A 16,683-nucleotide genomic window follows, 5' to 3' on the forward strand; every position below is an offset into this window, starting at 1 on the left:
CTATTCTGGCCTGTTAGTTGCGCACCGGCTTGCCGGTCTGCAGCATGCCCATGATGCGCTCCTGCGTCTTGCCCGTGCCGAGCAGCTCGATGAACGCGCGGCGCTCCAGCGCCAGCAGCCAGTCCTCGCTGACCAGCGAGCCGGCTTCCACGTCGCCGCCGCACACGGCCTCGGCGATACGCGTGGCGATCAGGAAATCGTGGGCCGAGATAAAGTTGCCGTCGCGCATGTTGACCAGCGACGCCTGGATGGTGGCGATGCCCGAGCGGCCCGCCACCGGCACCAGCGCGCCGGGCACCGGGGCGCGGTAGCCGGCGTTGGCCAGCGCGCGCACTTCGCTCTGCGCCACGTACAGCAGTTCGTGGACGTTGAAGACGATGGTGTCAGTCGGTTGCAGATAGCCAATCTGCTGCGCATCGAGCGCCGAGGTGGACACCTTCGCCATCGCCGCCGCCTGGAAGCGGTTGGTCAGGAATTGCAGGTAGTTGGTGCTGCCCGCCGCCTGCGCCGCGCGCGCGGCAGCCAGTGCCGCCTCCTTGAGGCCGCCACCGGCCGGGACCAGGCCCACGCCCACTTCGACGAGGCCGATGTAGGTTTCGAGCGCGGCCACACGCTTGGCCGAATGGAGCATCAGCTCGCAGCCACCGCCGAGCGCGATGCCCGACGCCGCCGCCACCACCGGCACGGCCGAATACTTCACGCGCATCATGCCGTCCTGGAACTTCTTGACGAACGGCTCGATGCCCTTGGCGCCGCCCATCATGAACGCGGGCATGGCAGCTTCGAGGTTGGCGCCGGCCGAGAACGGACCGCCGGGCGCGCCCAGTTGCAGCGAGGTCGGCTGCCACACCACCAGGCCCTTGTAGCCGGCTTCGGCCAGGTCGATGGCGCGCGTCAGGCCGTCGATGACATCCGGCCCGATCGTGTTCATCTTGCTCTTGAAGGACACCACCAGCACGTCGTCGGCGCCGGCGCTGGTCCAGATGCGCACGGCATCGTTCTCTTCGACAGTCTTGCCAGCCGTGCGCGGATCGGCCGCGTCGGTGCCGCGCAGCGCTGCGCGGAACACCTGGCGCTGGTACACCGGCAGTTCGGCGCGCTGGACGAACGAACTGGTCGCCGGCGACCACGAACCCTTGGCGCTATGCACGCCCTGGTTCTCGGCCACGGCACCGCTGAACACCCAGGCGGGCAACGCGGCGTTCGACAGCGCCTTGCCTGCATCGACATCTTCCTTGACCCACTCGGCCACCTGCTTCCAGCCGGCGGCCTGCCAGTCTTCGAACGGGCCCGAGTTCCAGCCGAAGCCCCAGCGGATGGCGAGGTCCACGTCCGCCGCCGAACCGGCGATCTGTTCGAGGTAGACGGCGATGTAGTGGAACACGTCGCGGAAGACGCTCCACAGGAACTGCGCCTGCGGGTTGGTCGATTCGCGCAGCAGCTTGATGCGCTCCGCCGGCTCCTTCTTGAGCATGCGGACCACGATCTCGTCGGCCTTCTTGCCCGACTCCACGTACTGGCCGGTCTTGGCGTCCAGCACCTTGATCGCCTTGCCTTCCTTCTTGTAGAAGCCGGCGCCKGTCTTCTGGCCCAGCGCGCCCGCATCGACCAGCCCCTTCAGCACGGYCGGCGTCTGGTAGACCGGTGCGAACGGGTCGTTGGTCAGGTTGTCCTGCATCGTCTTGATCACGTGCGCCATGGTGTCCAGGCCCACCACATCGGCGGTGCGGAACGTGGCGGACTTGGCGCGGCCCAGCTTGGAACCGGTCAGGTCATCGACGACATCGAACGGAATGCCGAACTTCTCGGCCTCGGCGAACACGGCCAGGATCGAGAAAATGCCGACGCGGTTGGCGATGAAGTTCGGCGTGTCCTTGGCGCGCACCACGCCCTTGCCGAGCGTGGTGGTCAGGAAGGCTTCCAGGCGGTCGAGGATCTCGGGCTGCGTGGTGGCCGTCGGAATCAGCTCCACCAGGTGCATGTAGCGCGGCGGGTTGAAGAAGTGCACGCCACAGAAGCGGGCCTTCAGGCCAGCGTCGAAGCCATCCGACAGCGCGGTGATCGACAGCCCCGAGGTATTGGTCGCGAAGATCGCATGCGGGGCGAGGTGCGGGGCCACCTTCTTGTAGAGGTCGTGCTTCCAGTCCATGCGCTCGGCGATGGCCTCGATCACCACGTCGCACTCGCCCAGCAGGGCGATGTCGTCCTCGTAGTTGGCGGCGCGGATCAGGCCGGCCTCGTCCTTGATGCCGAGCGGCGCGGGCGAGAGCTTCTTCAGGTTCTCGATGGCGCGCAGGGCGATGCCGTTCTTGGGGCCTTCCTTGGCGGGCAGGTCGAACAGCACCACGGGCACGCGGGCGTTGACCAGGTGGGCGGCAATCTGCGCCCCCATGACGCCGGCACCCAGCACGGCGACTTTCTTGACGATGAAATTGGACATGCGCGCTCCTCAGTCTGTGAGCGTTGAGAGGATGTGAGGTACGGGCAGGCGCGGCGGCGGATGGCCGCGCGCGCCTGCCGGCAAATCAGAACAGGTCGGCGTCCAGCGCCATCAGCGTGGCCGAGCCGGCGCGCGCCTTGCGGATCTCCGCGGCGGTTTCCGGCAGCAGCTTGGCGAAGTAGAACCGCGCCGTGGCCAGCTTGCTGGTGTAGAACTTGTCGCCGCTGCCCTCCTTCTCGAGCGCGAGCTTGGCCATGCGGGCCCAGAAGTACGAGAACACCAGGTGCCCCACCACGCGCAGGTACGGCACGGCGGCCGCGCCCACTTCGTCCGGGTTGCCCATGGCCTTCATGCCGATTTCCATGGTCAGCTTCTGCACCTTGTCGCCGATGTCGGCCAGCGGGTTGACGAACTCCTGCATCGCCTCGTTGGTGCCCTCTTCCTCGACGAAGTCCTGCACGATTTTGCCGAACGCCTTCAGCTTGGCGCCCATGTCGCCCAGGATCTTGCGGCCCAGCAGGTCCAGCGCCTGGATCGTGTTGGTGCCTTCGTAGATCATGTTGATGCGGGCGTCGCGCACGTACTGCTCCATGCCCCATTCGGCGATGTAGCCGTGGCCGCCGAACACCTGCATGCCCTCGTTGGTCGAGGTGAACGCGTTGTCGGTCAGGAAGGCCTTGATCACCGGCGTCAGCAGCGCCACGAGGTCGCCGGCTTCCTTGCGCACGGCGGCGTCGGGGTGCGACAGCTCGCGGTCGATCTGCAGCGCGGTCCAGTAGCTGAACGCGCGGCCGCCTTCGACGTAGGCCTTCTGCGTCAGCAGCATGCGGCGCACGTCCGGGTGCACGATGATCGGATCGGCCGGCTTCTCCGGCGCCTTCGGGCCGGTCAGCGCGCGCATCTGCAGACGGTCCTTGGCGTAGGCCAGCGAGTTCTGGTACGCCACCTCGGTCAGGCCCAGGCCCTGGGCGCCCACGCCCAGGCGCGCGGCGTTCATCATCACGAACATCGCGTTCAGGCCCTTGTTCGCCTCGCCCACGAGCCAGCCCCGCGCGCCGTCCAGGTTCATCACGCAGGTGGCGTTGCCGTGGATGCCCATCTTGTGTTCGATGGAGCCGCACTTGATGCCGTTGCGCTCGCCCGGGTTGCCGCTGGCATCGGGGATGAACTTCGGTACCACGAACAGCGAGATGCCCTTGGTGCCTTGCGGGGCGTCCGGCAGGCGGGCCAGCACCAGGTGAATGATGTTCTCGGCCAGGTCGTGCTCGCCGGCCGAGATGAAGATCTTCGTGCCCGAGATCAGGTAGGAGCCATCGGCCTGCGGCTCGGCCTTGCTGCGCAGCATGCCGAGGTCGGTGCCGCAATGCGGCTCGGTCAGGCACATCGTGCCGGTCCACACGCCGGACACCAGCTTGGGCACGTAGGTCTGCTTCAGCTCCGGCGTGCCGTGGGCATGCAGCGCCTCATAGGCGCCGTGCGAGAGGCCCGGGTACATCGTCCACGCCTGGCCGGCCGAGTTCAGCATCTCGTACAGCGCGTTGTTGATGATGATGGGCAGGCCCTGGCCGCCGAACTCGGGGTCGCAGGCCAGCGCCGGCCAGCCGGCTTCGACGTACTGCTGGTAGGCCTCCTTGAAGCCCTTGGGCGCGCGGACCACGCCGTCGCCCTCGTAGGTGCAGCCCTCGCGGTCGCCGGGCTGGTTCAGCGGGAAGACCACGTCGGCGCAGAACTTGCCGGCTTCCTCGATAACCTGGTTGATGGTGTCCGCGTCGATGTCGGCGTGCGTCGGCATCGCCTTGAGTTCGGCTTCTGCGCCGAGCAGTTCATGGAGCACGAACTGCATGTCGCGCAACGGTGCGGTGTACTGGCCCATCAAAAACTCCTTGGAGGTTTGCGATGCCGCCACACGCACGCGCCGCGCCGCCTGCAGGGAGGGGGCGAGACCGTTGCCGGGGGCGGCGTCAGGTTCGGTAAGACTGAATCAGTTTGTTGAGCGCGACCATGGCAAGTTCGGCGCTGTCCGGCAGGCGCAGGAAACGGGCGTCGTGATGCAAGCCTAGTTCAAGGCTGTACATCTCGAACAGCATCGTGCGCGGATCGCAGTCCGCGCGCAGGTGCCCCTCTTCCTTGGCCTGGTCGATCGCGCGCATCAGCGCGGCCCGCCAGATCGTGACGCTCTTGACCAGCTCGTCACGCACCGGGCTTTCCGCGCGATCGTCGTACTCGACCGCCCCGCTGATGTAGATGCAGCCCGTGGTCACTTCCTGGATGCGCTTTTCCATCCAGCGCCGCACCATCGACCACAGGCGCGGCAGACCGCGTGGCTCGTGCAGCGAGGGGTAGAACACCTCCTGCTCGAACCGGCGGTGATACTCGCGCACCACTTCCACCTGCAGGTCCTCGCGCGAACCGAAATGCGCGAATACGCCGCTCTTGCTCATCTGCATGCGTTCCGCGAGGAGGCCGATGGTCAGCCCTTCCAGCCCGTCGCGGGACGACAATTCCAGTGCGGCATCGAGAATCGCCACGCGCGTCATCTCACCCTTGCGCAAGGGCGCGGGTGCGGCGGCGGATTCAAGACGGACTGACTGGTGTCGCATGGTGTTCTCTCCGTTCTCGCAGCGCACTTCCCGGGCGCTGCCTATGACCTGACTTTGCTTTGAACCTGGCATTGCGGCTGCCGTAAAGCCGTGGCAAGTCGCGAATGCACGCAGTCTAAGCCAAAAAAGAACGGTCGTTCAGATTATTCTGGCGAGGCCGTTTGGCATCAAGCAATTAATTAGACCGGGGTTTCTAAACAGACGGTGCSGGCCCTGCGTTGACCACGCATTGCAGCAACGGCTTAAAACCGCMCGGCACCAGCGCGCGCGGGATGGCGCGTGCGGCAGGGCAGCATGGTAACGCCACGCGCGCGGCCATGCGTCGAGGCATTCAGTACCGCCCCGTCACCCCGGCGATGACGACGCCGACGCGCAACACATAGTAGGCCGCCCAGTTGGCAAACCGCCGCAGGCGCGGCAGGCCCGCGTGCGCCTCCGGCACCACGCGCGCGCTGCGCTGCGCCATGGCCCGTTCCAGGTGCCCGCGCAGGTCGTTCGCGAAGTGGGTGTCGTAGACGGCCACGTTGGCCTCGCGCGCCAGCAGCAGGCTGAACGGGTCCATATTGCTCGAGCCGACCGTYGCCCAGGTATCGTCGACCACGGCGACCTTCGCGTGCAGGAAGCTCGCCTCGTATTCGTAGATCTCCACGCCCGCCTCGAGCAGCGTGGCGTAGAGCGCGTGCGTGGCGAAATGCTGGAGCCGGTACTCGACCACCCCCTGGAGCAGCAGCCGCACCCGCACGCCGCGCTCGCGGCAGGCCAGCAGCGCGCGGCGCATCTTGTGGCCCGGCAGGAAGTAGGCGTTGGCGAGGATCACRTCGTGCCGCGCCGCGCCCAGCGCGTAGAGGTACTCGCGCTCGATCGTSCGGCGGTTGCGCAGGTTGTCGCGCAGCAGCAACGCGGCCGGCACGCCGCCCGGCTGCACGTTGCGCCGCGCCTGGCGGGCGGCCGTGGTCAGCGTCTCCACCTCGGCGAAGGCCTCGGCGGTCTCGCGCAGGCCGCGGCGCTGGGCGATGCGGAACCAGAGCCGCGCCGACGCCAGCGCGATCTGCGCCACCAGGGGCCCGGACACGCGCACCGCGAAGTCGTAGCGCGGGCCGAGCTCGGGCAGATCGAGCGGGCCGTGGTTGTGATCGTCGATGATATTGATGCCGCCGACGAACGCCACGCTGTCGTCGATCACGGCCATCTTGCGGTGGAGCCGGCGCAGATGCCGGCGCGCGAACTTGAAGCCGCGCAGTGGCCGGTAGATCTCGAGCTTCACCCCGCCGGCCCGGAGGCGCTGTTGCAGGGCTTCGGGCATGTCGCCGGCGCCGAAGCCATCGACCACCAGCCGTACGTCCACGCCTCGCTGCGCTGCAGCGATCAGCGCCTCGCTGACGCGCTGGCCTACCCCATCATCGGCATAGATATAGGTCTCCAGCACGACGTGGCGGGTGGCCGCGCCGATGGCGGCGATCAGGGCGGGGAAGAAGGTTTCGCCATTGCGCAGCAGTTCCACGGCATTGCCGGGCACCGGATTGCCGCGCCGGCGGCCCCAGCGCAGCAGCGGCGTGCGAAGGGCGGCGCCAGCCGGCGCTGCCTTGGGGGGAATGGGCGGCGCCGGAGCCTGGGGCGTCGAGGCAGGTGTGGGGCGGTCGACCCGGTCGTAGATCCGTGACATGGCTTGATTATCGGATAACGGGCGGCTCCTGCACATCGCCCTGGCCAACTCTGCTATTGTCGGGCCATTGTGTGGCGGAAAACGGAAAGAATTGTGAAGGTATTCGGCATCGCCGGGCGCGTCACCTGACGCTGATGCGCCACTACCCGGAATCGAAGCCGTCGCCCGAGATCAGCGAGGCGCTGGCCGTGCTGCCGCCCGAGACCGACCTGGTGCTGGTCGAAGGCTATAAATGGAGCGATTTCCCCAAGCTCGAGGTCTATCGGCCCGCCCACGGCAAGCCGCCGCTCTGGCGCGACGTACCCGGCGTGGTCGCCGTGGCGACCGACGCGCCGGCCGAAGTTGCCACGCAAACGGCGCTGCCGGTACTCGACCTCGCCGATCCAGACGCCATCTACCACTGGATCCGCACCGCCCTCATCAGCCTGTAACCCCGGGGCACTACGCCTCGGGAATCGCCACCCGGCGGGCCAGCTCCGCCACCAGCGGCACATGGTCCGAACGCTCGGCCCATTCGCGGCCGGTCAGCGCCTGGGTGCGCTCGATCTCGAATCCCCGTACGTAGATCCGATCCAGCTGCCACCACGGCATATGGCTCGGAAACGTGTGGATACGCCCGCTCTTGGCGTGCGCCGACTCCACCGCGTTGAGCGTGTTGCAGATCTGGGCGTCCAGCCGATGGTTCCAGTCGTTGAAATCGCCGGCGATGACCAGCGGCGCATCGGCCGGCACCACGGCGCGCACACGCTCCACCAGCGCGCTCGCCTGCCGCGCCCGGCTGCGCGCGAACAAGCCGAAATGCACGCAGATCAGGTGCGCCTCCACGCCGTTGATGTCCGCCACCGCGTGCAACAGGCCGCGCTGCTCGAAGCGGTGATCGGAGATATCGAGATTTTCCGACATCAGGATCGGATGCCGGGACAGGATCGCGTTGCCGTGATGGCCGTGATCGTAGACCGCGTTGCGGCCGTAGACCGAATGCGGATAGGCGTCGGTGGCCAGATAGTTGAGCTGGGTGTGGTCAGGGTCGAACAACTCGGCGGCGACCAGCCGGTCGTTGCGGTCCTGGACTTCCTGCAGGAAGACGATGTCCGCGTTCATGGTCTGCAGGCCGGTGCGTACATTCTGGATGCGCGGCTTCCCGCTGAACCCCTTCACGCCCTTGTGGATGTTGTACGTGACCACGCGCAGCTTCATCATGCCGCTCCCGAGGTGACGTCGAGCCCCGCCGCCGCCCGCCAGGCCAGCTGGCGCACCGCTTCCGCATTGCTGCTGGAAAAGCAGCGCTCGGCGGCTTCCTGCCAGGGCAGCCACGCGTAGCGCAGRTGYTCACGYGGCGCCAGCGTCACATTAAGAGGTGCGGGCACGCACAGCCCGAACCAGTGCTCGGTGTTGCGTGCCACCCCGGGCGCGTAGCGGTGGCGCCACTGGGGGTAGATGTCGTACGTGATGGTGTGTTGCCAGTCGGTCAGGCTATGCGCGCTGGCGATGATGCCGGTTTCCTCGGCCACCTCGCGGGCGGCGGTCACTGGCAGCGGYTCGTCCTCGGCGTCCAGGCTGCCGGTGACCGACTGCCAGAAGCCGGGCCGGTCGGCGCGCTCGATCAGCAGGACTTGCAGGTCTGGCGTGTAGATGACAACCAGCACCGATTCGGGAATCTTGTAGGGCATGGGGCGCGTTGGAAGGACAAACCCAAGGATAGCGCAAACCCCTCCGCTCAGGCCGCCGAGCGATCGGCGGCAGGTGCCGGCATCCCGTCTTCCGGCTTGGCGTGGCGCAGCCAGGTCTCGAAGACGTCCGGCGAATCGCCATGGCCCCACGCAGAACGCAGTTGCTGCATCAGCGGCGCCAGCGCCTGCGTGTAGCGCTGCGAGGCCACGTGGGCATGCTCGGCCAACGCATCGGTGCTCTCGCGCAGTTGCGCGGCCAGCTCGGCACGTTCCTGCCCAATGTCCTTCTCGCGCTGACCCAGCTGGTTGTACTTCTGGATCAGGAAGCGCTGGTAATCGCCCGCTTCCACGCCTTGCGCGGCCTGGGCGTTGACCTGCTCGAAGCGCATCACGATGCTGGCGGTTTCCTGTTCGACATGGGCGGCTTCCGCCACTAGCGCCTGGAGCGCCTCCTGAAGCGTCAGCGCCTCGCGGCGATGGGTCTGGAGCCGGGCGGCTTCATCCTCGAACGTACGCTGAGCGGTCAGGTAGGCCTGCACGACCGGTTGCGGGGCGACGACCAGCAGCGGGTCCGCGCCACCGGCACGCCGGCCGGTCAGTAGCGCGTCCTCGGCCAGACGCAGGTTGCCGACATCCTCAAGCCATCGCCCACGAGCCATGACGGTCGCCACGGTATCGAGCGACAGGCGACGCAGCGCATCTGCGCGCTGGGCAGTGACAGGCTCGGCGCCATCGGGATCCACAGCCACGGGATGCGCCGTTTGCGCCGCATGGGCGATGTCGGGCACGCACGCGGCCACCGTGGTCGCCACTGACTCGGACATCGCCTGCGCCGACTTGCGCACCGCGCGGCGCAGCTCGAATTTCGCCAGCAACATCATCACCAGGCCGGCCACCAGCCACGTCAGGATGGTCTCCGCATGCGCCTGCAGGAACTGGCGGATTTGTTCGATATCGAGGTTCACAGATTCGTCCTCCCAGACGGCGCGGTTGATTATGGGTTTTTCAACCTAGGGAGACATTGTTGCGGGAGGCTTCGTTCCTATTCGTAACAAATGGAAACGAGATTGTTGGCGGATTTGGTGCTAATGGGTTCGTTCGGCCGCGGTTGTTTCTGTTGTTGCGATGGTGGCCGTTGCCCACAATCACCACCCCAAAAACAAAAGGGGCACCACCCCAAGGCTGGCACCCCTCATCAACACCCCGGTCAAAAAACTCAAACCGTAGTCTTGGCCTCCTGCGCCCGCAGCCGAATATGCAGTTCCCGCAGCTGCTTCTCGTCCACCGCCGACGGGGCCTGCGTCAGCAGATCCTGTGCACGCTGGGTCTTCGGGAAGGCGATCACGTCGCGGATCGAATCGGCGCCGGCCATCATCGTCACGATACGGTCGAGGCCGAATGCCAGTCCGCCGTGCGGCGGCGCGCCGTATTGCAGCGCATCCAGCAGGTAGCCGAACTTGGCCCGTGCCTCTTCCTCGCCGATCTTCAGCGCGCGGAACACCTTGCTCTGCACGTCCTCGCGGTAGATACGGACCGAACCGCCGCCCATTTCCCAGCCGTTCAGCACCATGTCGTACGCCTTGGCGATGCACTTGCCCGGATCGGTTTCCAGGTACTGCAGGTGCTCGTCCTTCGGGCTCGTGAACGGGTGGTGCATGGCCACCCAGCGCGCGTCTTCCTCGTCGTACTCGAACATCGGGAAGTCGATCACCCACAGCGGCTTCCACACGTCCTCGAACAGGCCGCTGGACTTGCCGAATTCGGAATGGCCGATCTTCAGGCGCAGGCCGCCGATGGCGTCGTTCACGACCTTGGCCTTGTCGGCGCCGAAGAAGATGATGTCGCCGTCCTGGGCGCCGGTGCGCTTCAGGATCTCGGCAATCGCGGCGTCATGCAGGTTCTTGACGATCGGCGATTGCAGGCCGTCGCGGCCCTTGGCCACTTCGTTGACCTTGATCCAGGCCAGRCCCTTGGCGCCGTAGATGCCGACGAACTGGGTGTAGGCGTCGATTTCGCCACGCGAGATCGAACCGCCGCCCGGCACGCGCAGACCCACCACGCGACCGTTGTCGCTGTTGGCCGGGCCCGAGAACACCTTGAAGTCGACGTCCTTCATCACGTCGGTCAGCTCGGTGAATTCGAGCTTCACGCGCAGGTCCGGCTTGTCCGAGCCGAAGCGGGCCATGGCCTCGCGGTACTCCATCACCGGGAACGCGGCGTCCAGGTCCACGTTGATGGCGTTCTTGAACACGGTGCGCATCATGTCCTCGAACAGGTCGCGGATCTCCTGCTCGGTCAGGAACGACGTCTCGCAGTCGATCTGCGTGAATTCGGGCTGGCGRTCAGCGCGCAGGTCCTCGTCGCGGAAGCACTTGGTGATCTGGTAGTAGCGGTCGAAGCCCGAGACCATCAGCATCTGCTTGAAGATCTGTGGCGATTGCGGCAGCGCGAAGAAATGGCCCGGGTTCGTGCGCGACGGCACCAGGTAGTCGCGCGCGCCTTCCGGCGTGCTCTTGCCCAGCATCGGCGTTTCGATGTCGATGAAGCCCTGGGCGTCCAGGTACTTGCGCACTTCCATGGCCACCTTGTAGCGCAGGCGCAGGTTGTACTGCATCTGCGGGCGGCGCAGGTCCAGCACGCGGTGCGTCAGGCGGGTGGTTTCCGACAGGTTGTCGTCGTCCAGCTGGAACGGGGGCGTGACCGACGGGTTCAGCACGCTCAGCTCATGGCACAGCACCTCGATCTTGCCCGAGGTCAGGTTGGCGTTCTCCGTGCCGGCCGGGCGCGGACGCACCTTGCCAGTGATGCGGATGCAGAACTCGTTGCGGATCTCTTCGGCGGCCTTGAACATCTCCGGGCGATCCGGATCGCAAACCACCTGCACCAGGCCCTCGCGGTCTCGCAGATCGACGAAGATCACGCCGCCGTGGTCACGCCGGCGCTGTACCCAGCCGGTCAGGGCCACTTCCTGGCCGATCAGTTGTTCGGTCACCAGACCGCAGTAGTGAGTACGCATGGAGGACATAGGAGAAATTCCCGGTAATGCGCGGCCGCGAGGCGGCCCGCGCGCAATTCAATGAGTAGAGTTCGAGTCGGCGACCGCAACCGCCTCTTCAGCGGTGTCCGCGGCCTCGGCCGCATCCGCCGGACGGCCCGACGTGCCGGACTTGCGGGGCAGCTCCGTCGGCGCCACGACGCCCATCGAGACGATGTACTTGAGCGCGGCGTCGACGGTCATGTCGAGTTCGATGGTGTCGGCCTTGGGCATCATCAGGAAGAAGCCCGAGGTCGGATTCGGCGTGGTCGGCACGTAGACGCTGACGTATTCGCCCTGGAGGTGATTCTGCACGTCTCCGCCGGGCCGGCCGGTCAGAAACGCGATGGTCCACGACCCCTCGCGCGGATACTGCACCAGCAGCGCCTTGCGGAATGCGTTGCCGGACGACGACAGCAGCGTGTCCGAGACCTGCTTCACGCTGGTGTAGATGGGGCCCACCACGGGAATGCGGCCGAGCAGCATTTCCCACCAGCGCACCAGCCGTTGGCCGATGAAGTTGTGCGCGAGCACGCCCACCAGCAGGATGAACAGCAGCGTCAGGATGGCGCCAAGACCTGGAATGCGGCGCCCGAACAGGTTCTCGGGCTGCCACGCCACCGGCAGCARGGCCATGCTCTGGTCCATCGTGCCGATGATCAAATTGAGCACCCACAGCGTGATGCCGAGCGGCACCAGCACGAGCAGCCCGGTCAGGAACCAGGTCTTGAGGGCGGAGGTTTTCTTGGCAACCACGGTTTTGGCCATGAGGGTCAGGCGCTGGCGCTGCCGCCCGCCGGGGCGGAAGGCGTCGAAGACGTGGACGTGGACGACGACGAAGCCGACGAACCAGACGAGTCACCGCCCGAGGCCGCCGGGGCCGATGCCGCCGCACCGCCCGTAGCCGCTGGCGCGCTGGCGCCCTTGTTGCCGCTGTTGCCGCCACGGAAGTCCGTGACGTACCAGCCCGAGCCCTTGAGCTGGAAGCCGGCGGCGGTCAGTTGTTTCTTGAAGGACCCGGCAGCGCCGCAGGATGGGCAGTCCGTGAGCGGGGCATCGCTCATTTTCTGCAGCACATCGCGCCCGTGGCCGCAGGCGTCGCAACGGTAGGCATAGATCGGCATGATGGTTCTTTTCGCGGAAATCTGGATTGGGAACAACAGGTGGCAGCGCCGGAGGCCATTTGCAATGGCAATTCGCGGAAAAACACCCGCACGGCGATGCAAAGCCTCGGATTATAAACTGTCGGCGGCCGGTCCACYGCCGGGAAAAGAGGCCATTCCGGGCGCCTCAGGTMGCCYATGAGGCGCCTGSGGCCCGTTTTACCGGCGCCGCCGGGGTGCCGGACCCGGTTTCAGGCTTGGAAGTTACGCAATATGCACTTCCTTGACGCCCGGTCGCTCGCTGATCCATTGCGGCAGCAGCGAGCCGAACACCATGCCGCTGATCGAGAACATCAGCCCCACCATCTGCGGCGGCACGGCGGCGTCGGCGAAGGCCACCTCGCAGGTCAGCCAGGATGCCAGCCCCATCAGGATGGCGGCCAGCCCGCCCTGTCGCGTGGCCGGCTTCCAGAACAGCCCGAACGCCAGCGGCACGAAGGACGACACCAGCGTCACCTTGTATGCGTTTTCCACCATGTGGAAGATCGACAGGTGCGAATTCAGCGCGAACAGCGTCACCAGCGTCGTGAAGACCAGCACCACGGCCTGCATCACGCGCAGGAACTGCTTGTCGGTCAGAYGGCGGAAGTACGGCCGCATGATGTTCTCAGCGAACGTCACGGACGGCGCCAGCAGCGTGGCCGACGCGCAGCTCTTGATGGCCGACAGCAGCGCACCGAAGAACATCACCTGCGCGAACATCGGCGCATGGGTCAGGATCAGCTGCGGCAGGATCAGCTGCGAATCCGAGTTGATGTACCTCTCGACCATGCCGGGATCGATCATCGTGGCCGAATAGGCCAGGAACATCGGGATGAASGCGAAGAAGAAGTACAGCACGCCGCCCAGCACCGAGGCGCGCCCGGCAATCTTCTCGGTACGCGACGAGGTCACGCGCTGGAACACGTCCTGCTGCGGAATCGAGCCCAGCATCATCGTGAACAGCGCCGCCGCGAAGCCAATGATCTGGATCAGGTCCAGCGACGGCCAGAACTCGAACTTCCCGGCCGCCGCCGCGTGCGACACCACCGCCGCCACGCCGCCGGCCTGCCCGCTGACCTCGTAGCCGATATAGAGCATGCCGATCACGATGATGATCATCTGGATGAAATCGGTCACCGCCACCGACCACATGCCGCCGAACAGCGTGTAGACCAGCACGCTGGCCGCGCCGATCATCATGCCGGCGTCCTGCGACAGCGCGCCGTCGGACACCGTATAGAACACCAGCCCCAGCGCCTTGATCTGCGCCGCCACCCAGCCGAGGTAGGACGCCACGATACATAGCGTGGTCAGCACTTCGGCCACGCGCCCGTAGCGGTTGTGATAGTAGTCGCCGATGGTCAGCAGGTTCATCCGGTACAGCGGCCGGGCGAAGAACAGGCCCACCAGGATCAGGCAGAGCGAGGAGCCGAACGGGTCGGACACCACGCCGGAGAGCCCCTCCTTGAGGAACACGGCCGGGATGCCGAGCACGGTTTCGGAGCCGAACCAGGTGGCGAACACCGTGGCGGTGACGATGTAGAACGGCAGGCTGCGGCCGGCCACGGCGAAGTCGGCGGTGCCCTTGACGCGCAGCGCCGCCCACAGCCCAATGCCGACCGAGATAACCCAATAGATGATGACGAACCAGATCAGCATGCCGCTGCCCTATCCCAGATTTCCGAAGTTGCGGAGAAATGCCGGCGGATTATAGCGATGCAGACCCGACGGGTCGAAAAAAAATCCCCGGGCGCGGCGAATTCCCCACGCCGGTGCGGGAAGCGCCGCATGGACGACTTGGAAACGGCTCGGGGTCGAATCTGGATCGGATCAGGTTCGCTTCAGGCGCGCCGGCGCCAGACCTGCCAGCGCTCCTGGCCGGCCGCGAAGACCGGCAGCGGCGCGGCGGACGGACGGTCCTCCACCAGATCGAAGGCCGGCGCCAGCAGCCCGTCCAGCTCGGTGCGGGGCATGGTGAACGGGGGCCCGCCGCGCGTCTCACCTATATAGAAGTACCCGGCCAACAATCCGCCCGGTGGCARCAGTGCCGCTACGCGGTCGGCATAGGGCTGGCGCAGCGCCGGCGGCAGCGCGCACAGGAAGGCGCGCTCGTAGATCAGTTGGCAGGGCGGCTCGGGCGTGAAGGCGAAGAAATCGGCCTCCCGCACCACCACGGCGGCGGCGCCGAGCGCCCGCCGCGCCGACGCCACCGCCTCGGCGGAGAAGTCGATCGCCGTCACCGGCCAGCCGCGCGCGTGGAGCCAGCCGGCCTCCCAGCCGTTGCCACAGCCCGGCACCAGGGTCGGGCACGGCGTCAATCCGGCAGCGAACGCCTCGAACTCGGCCGGCACGCCCTGAGCGTCCCAAGGCGTGAATTGCCGCGCAAAGCGCTCGTCCCAGAACGCCGCGTCGGCGGCGTTGCGGCTCTCGAATTCGCGTTTCGGGGGATTCGGCATGGCGTGCGTCCGAGGCTTACCAGTAGCCCGCCCAGGCCAGCGCCTGCACCAGCACGATGCCGGCCAGGAAGCCGCCGATCAGCATCAGCGCCGTGGACAGCCGACGGTTGGTGCGCCGCTGCTCCACCACGAGCTGCGCCAGCAACCGCTCCTGCTCGCCATTGTTCTGCAGCGCGCGGCGTTCCAGGAACTGGTGCGCCAGGCGCGGGAAGTCAGGCAGCATCTTGGCCCACTGCGGCGCCTCCACCTTTACCCGCTCCCAGGCGCCCTGCCAGCCCACCTGCTCGTACATCCACTTTTCGAGGAACGGCTTGGCGGTCTTCCAGAGGTCGAGTTCCGGGTCGAGCTGCCGGCCCAGCCCCTCGATATTGAGCAGCGTCTTCTGCAGCAGCACCAGCTGCGGCTGGATCTCGACGTTGAACCGCCGCGAGGTCTGGAACAGCCGCATCAGCACCATGCCGAGCGAGATCTCGCGCAGCGGTTTGTCGAAGTACGGCTCGCAGCAGGCGCGCACGGCGGACTCCAGCTCCTCCACGCGCGTCTCGGCCGGCACCCAGCCCGATTCCACGTGCAGCAGCGCCACACGGTGGTAGTCGCGTCGGAAAAATGCGATGAAGTTCTGCGCGAGGTAGTTCTTGTCGAACTCGGACAGCGCGCCGACGATGCCGAAGTCCAGCGCGATATAGCGCCCGAACGTCTCCGGCTGCACCGAGACGAGGATGTTGCCGGGGTGCATGTCGGCGTGGAAGAAGCCGTCGCGGAACACCTGCGTGAAGAAGATCTCCACGCCCTCCTCGGCCAGCTGGTGCATGTCCACGCCAGCCGCCTTCAGCGACTCCATGCGCGAGATCGGGATGCCGTGCATCCGCTCCATCACGAACACGTTGCTGGTGCACCAGTCCCAGAACACTTCCGGCACCAGCAGCAGCCCGCTCTCGATGAAGTTGCGGCGCAACTGGCTGGCGTTGGCGGCCTCGATCATCAGGTCGAGTTCGTCGTGCAGGTACTTGTCGAACTCGGCCACCACCTCGCGCGGCTTGAGCCGGCGGCCATCCACCCAGACGCGCTCGAGCCAGGTCGCCATGTCGCGCATCAGGGCCAGGTCGCTGTCGATCACGGGCAGCATGCCGGGCCGCAGCACCTTCACCGCCACCTCACGCCCATGGTTCGGGCCGCCGCGCAGCGTGGCGAAGTGCACCTGCGCGATGGACGCGCTGGCCACCGGCGTGTGCTCGAAATTCTCGAACAAGTCCGAAAGCGGCCGGCCGAGCGACTTCTCGATGATCTTGACGGCCAACACCGGGTCGAACGGCGGCACCTGGTCCTGGAGCATCGCCAGTTCGTCGGCGATGTCGGGCGGCATCAGGTCGCGGCGGGTGGACAACACCTGGCCGAACTTGACGAAGATCGGCCCGAGCGTGGTCAGCGCCATCCGCAGGCGCACGCCGCGCGGCTGCTCGAGCTTGCGGCCGATGGTGATGACCTTCACCAGCAGCTTGATGCGCCGGCTCTTGAAGCCGGACAGCACGAGTTCATCGAGCCCGTAATACAGGATGACAAAGACGATCTTGCAGAGACGCAGAAGGCGGGTCATGCGGGTTCTTTACGGTGCGGAGGCACGCCGCGCGCGCAGGCGGCGGCGCAGGCAAAAGGGAGGGAGGACGACGGCCGGGCC

The 16,683-nt window shown here is 66.6% G+C and carries 13 protein-coding genes and 1 pseudogene; 1 reads left to right on the forward strand and 13 read right to left on the reverse strand.

Going from position 1 to position 16,683, the window contains the following annotated elements; translation table 11 throughout:
* Positions 1 to 13: 13 nt before the first annotated feature.
* The 4 genes from AB4Z27_RS16480 to clsB all read right to left on the reverse strand — a co-directional run bounded on the left by AB4Z27_RS16480 (position 14) and on the right by clsB (position 6,703).
* Positions 14 to 2,440 (reverse strand): 3-hydroxyacyl-CoA dehydrogenase/enoyl-CoA hydratase family protein, encoded by a 2,427-nt coding sequence (locus AB4Z27_RS16480; protein ID WP_441644836.1) that lies wholly within the window; start codon positions 2,438 to 2,440, stop codon positions 14 to 16.
* A gap of 85 nt (positions 2,441 to 2,525) precedes the next feature.
* A complete protein-coding gene (locus tag AB4Z27_RS16485; protein ID WP_092291839.1) occupies positions 2,526 to 4,313 on the reverse strand; it encodes an acyl-CoA dehydrogenase C-terminal domain-containing protein in 1,788 nt (595 codons plus the stop codon).
* Positions 4,314 to 4,401: 88 nt separating this feature from the next.
* Entirely contained in the window at positions 4,402 to 4,992 is a 591-nt protein-coding gene (locus AB4Z27_RS16490; RefSeq protein WP_092291837.1) for a TetR/AcrR family transcriptional regulator, read from the reverse strand.
* A gap of 379 nt (positions 4,993 to 5,371) precedes the next feature.
* A complete protein-coding gene (gene clsB, locus AB4Z27_RS16495; protein ID WP_441644837.1) occupies positions 5,372 to 6,703 on the reverse strand; it encodes a cardiolipin synthase ClsB in 1,332 nt (443 codons plus the stop codon).
* A gap of 116 nt (positions 6,704 to 6,819) precedes the next feature.
* On the opposite strand from clsB, the pseudogene AB4Z27_RS16500 reads away from it, so the two are divergent.
* A pseudogene (locus AB4Z27_RS16500) lies at positions 6,820 to 7,134 on the forward strand (molybdopterin-guanine dinucleotide biosynthesis protein B); the annotation flags it as partial.
* 10 nt (positions 7,135 to 7,144) lie between these two features.
* Here the strand turns inward: AB4Z27_RS16500 and AB4Z27_RS16505 are convergent.
* The 9 genes from AB4Z27_RS16505 to ubiB form a co-directional block, all read right to left on the reverse strand.
* A complete protein-coding gene (locus AB4Z27_RS16505; RefSeq protein ID WP_177219860.1) occupies positions 7,145 to 7,903 on the reverse strand; it encodes an endonuclease/exonuclease/phosphatase family protein in 759 nt (252 codons plus the stop codon).
* Positions 7,900 to 8,373 (reverse strand): dihydroneopterin triphosphate diphosphatase, encoded by a 474-nt coding sequence (nudB, locus tag AB4Z27_RS16510; RefSeq protein WP_092291829.1) that lies wholly within the window; start codon positions 8,371 to 8,373, stop codon positions 7,900 to 7,902. Before nudB ends, AB4Z27_RS16505 begins: the two co-directional genes overlap by 4 nt.
* Positions 8,374 to 8,420: 47 nt before the next feature.
* A complete protein-coding gene (locus AB4Z27_RS16515) occupies positions 8,421 to 9,338 on the reverse strand; it encodes a hypothetical protein (RefSeq protein WP_092291827.1) in 918 nt (305 codons plus the stop codon).
* 251 nt (positions 9,339 to 9,589) lie between these two features.
* Positions 9,590 to 11,398 carry an aspartate--tRNA ligase gene (gene aspS, locus AB4Z27_RS16520; RefSeq protein WP_092291825.1) on the reverse strand — a complete coding sequence of 603 codons (1,809 nt, stop codon included), beginning with the start codon at positions 11,396 to 11,398 and terminating at the stop codon, positions 9,590 to 9,592.
* A gap of 48 nt (positions 11,399 to 11,446) precedes the next feature.
* Positions 11,447 to 12,163 carry a DUF502 domain-containing protein gene (locus AB4Z27_RS16525; protein ID WP_092292141.1) on the reverse strand — a complete coding sequence of 239 codons (717 nt, stop codon included), beginning with the start codon at positions 12,161 to 12,163 and terminating at the stop codon, positions 11,447 to 11,449.
* 17 nt (positions 12,164 to 12,180) lie between these two features.
* Complete coding sequence (locus AB4Z27_RS16530) at positions 12,181 to 12,531, reverse strand: FmdB family zinc ribbon protein (protein ID WP_441644838.1); 351 nt, start codon at positions 12,529 to 12,531, stop codon at positions 12,181 to 12,183.
* Positions 12,532 to 12,774: 243 nt separating this feature from the next.
* Entirely contained in the window at positions 12,775 to 14,211 is a 1,437-nt protein-coding gene (locus tag AB4Z27_RS16535; protein WP_441644839.1) for a sodium:solute symporter family protein, read from the reverse strand.
* 182 nt (positions 14,212 to 14,393) lie between these two features.
* A complete protein-coding gene (locus AB4Z27_RS16540) occupies positions 14,394 to 15,008 on the reverse strand; it encodes a methyltransferase domain-containing protein (protein ID WP_092291819.1) in 615 nt (204 codons plus the stop codon).
* 16 nt (positions 15,009 to 15,024) lie between these two features.
* On the reverse strand, positions 15,025 to 16,602 hold the full coding sequence (gene ubiB / locus AB4Z27_RS16545) for a ubiquinone biosynthesis regulatory protein kinase UbiB (protein ID WP_092291817.1): 1,578 nt from the start codon (positions 16,600 to 16,602) through the stop codon (positions 15,025 to 15,027).
* Between the last annotated feature and the right edge of the window lie 81 nt (positions 16,603 to 16,683).

The organism is Cupriavidus sp. KB_39 (genome assembly GCF_052114485.1).
Lineage (GTDB): Bacteria > Pseudomonadota > Gammaproteobacteria > Burkholderiales > Burkholderiaceae > Cupriavidus.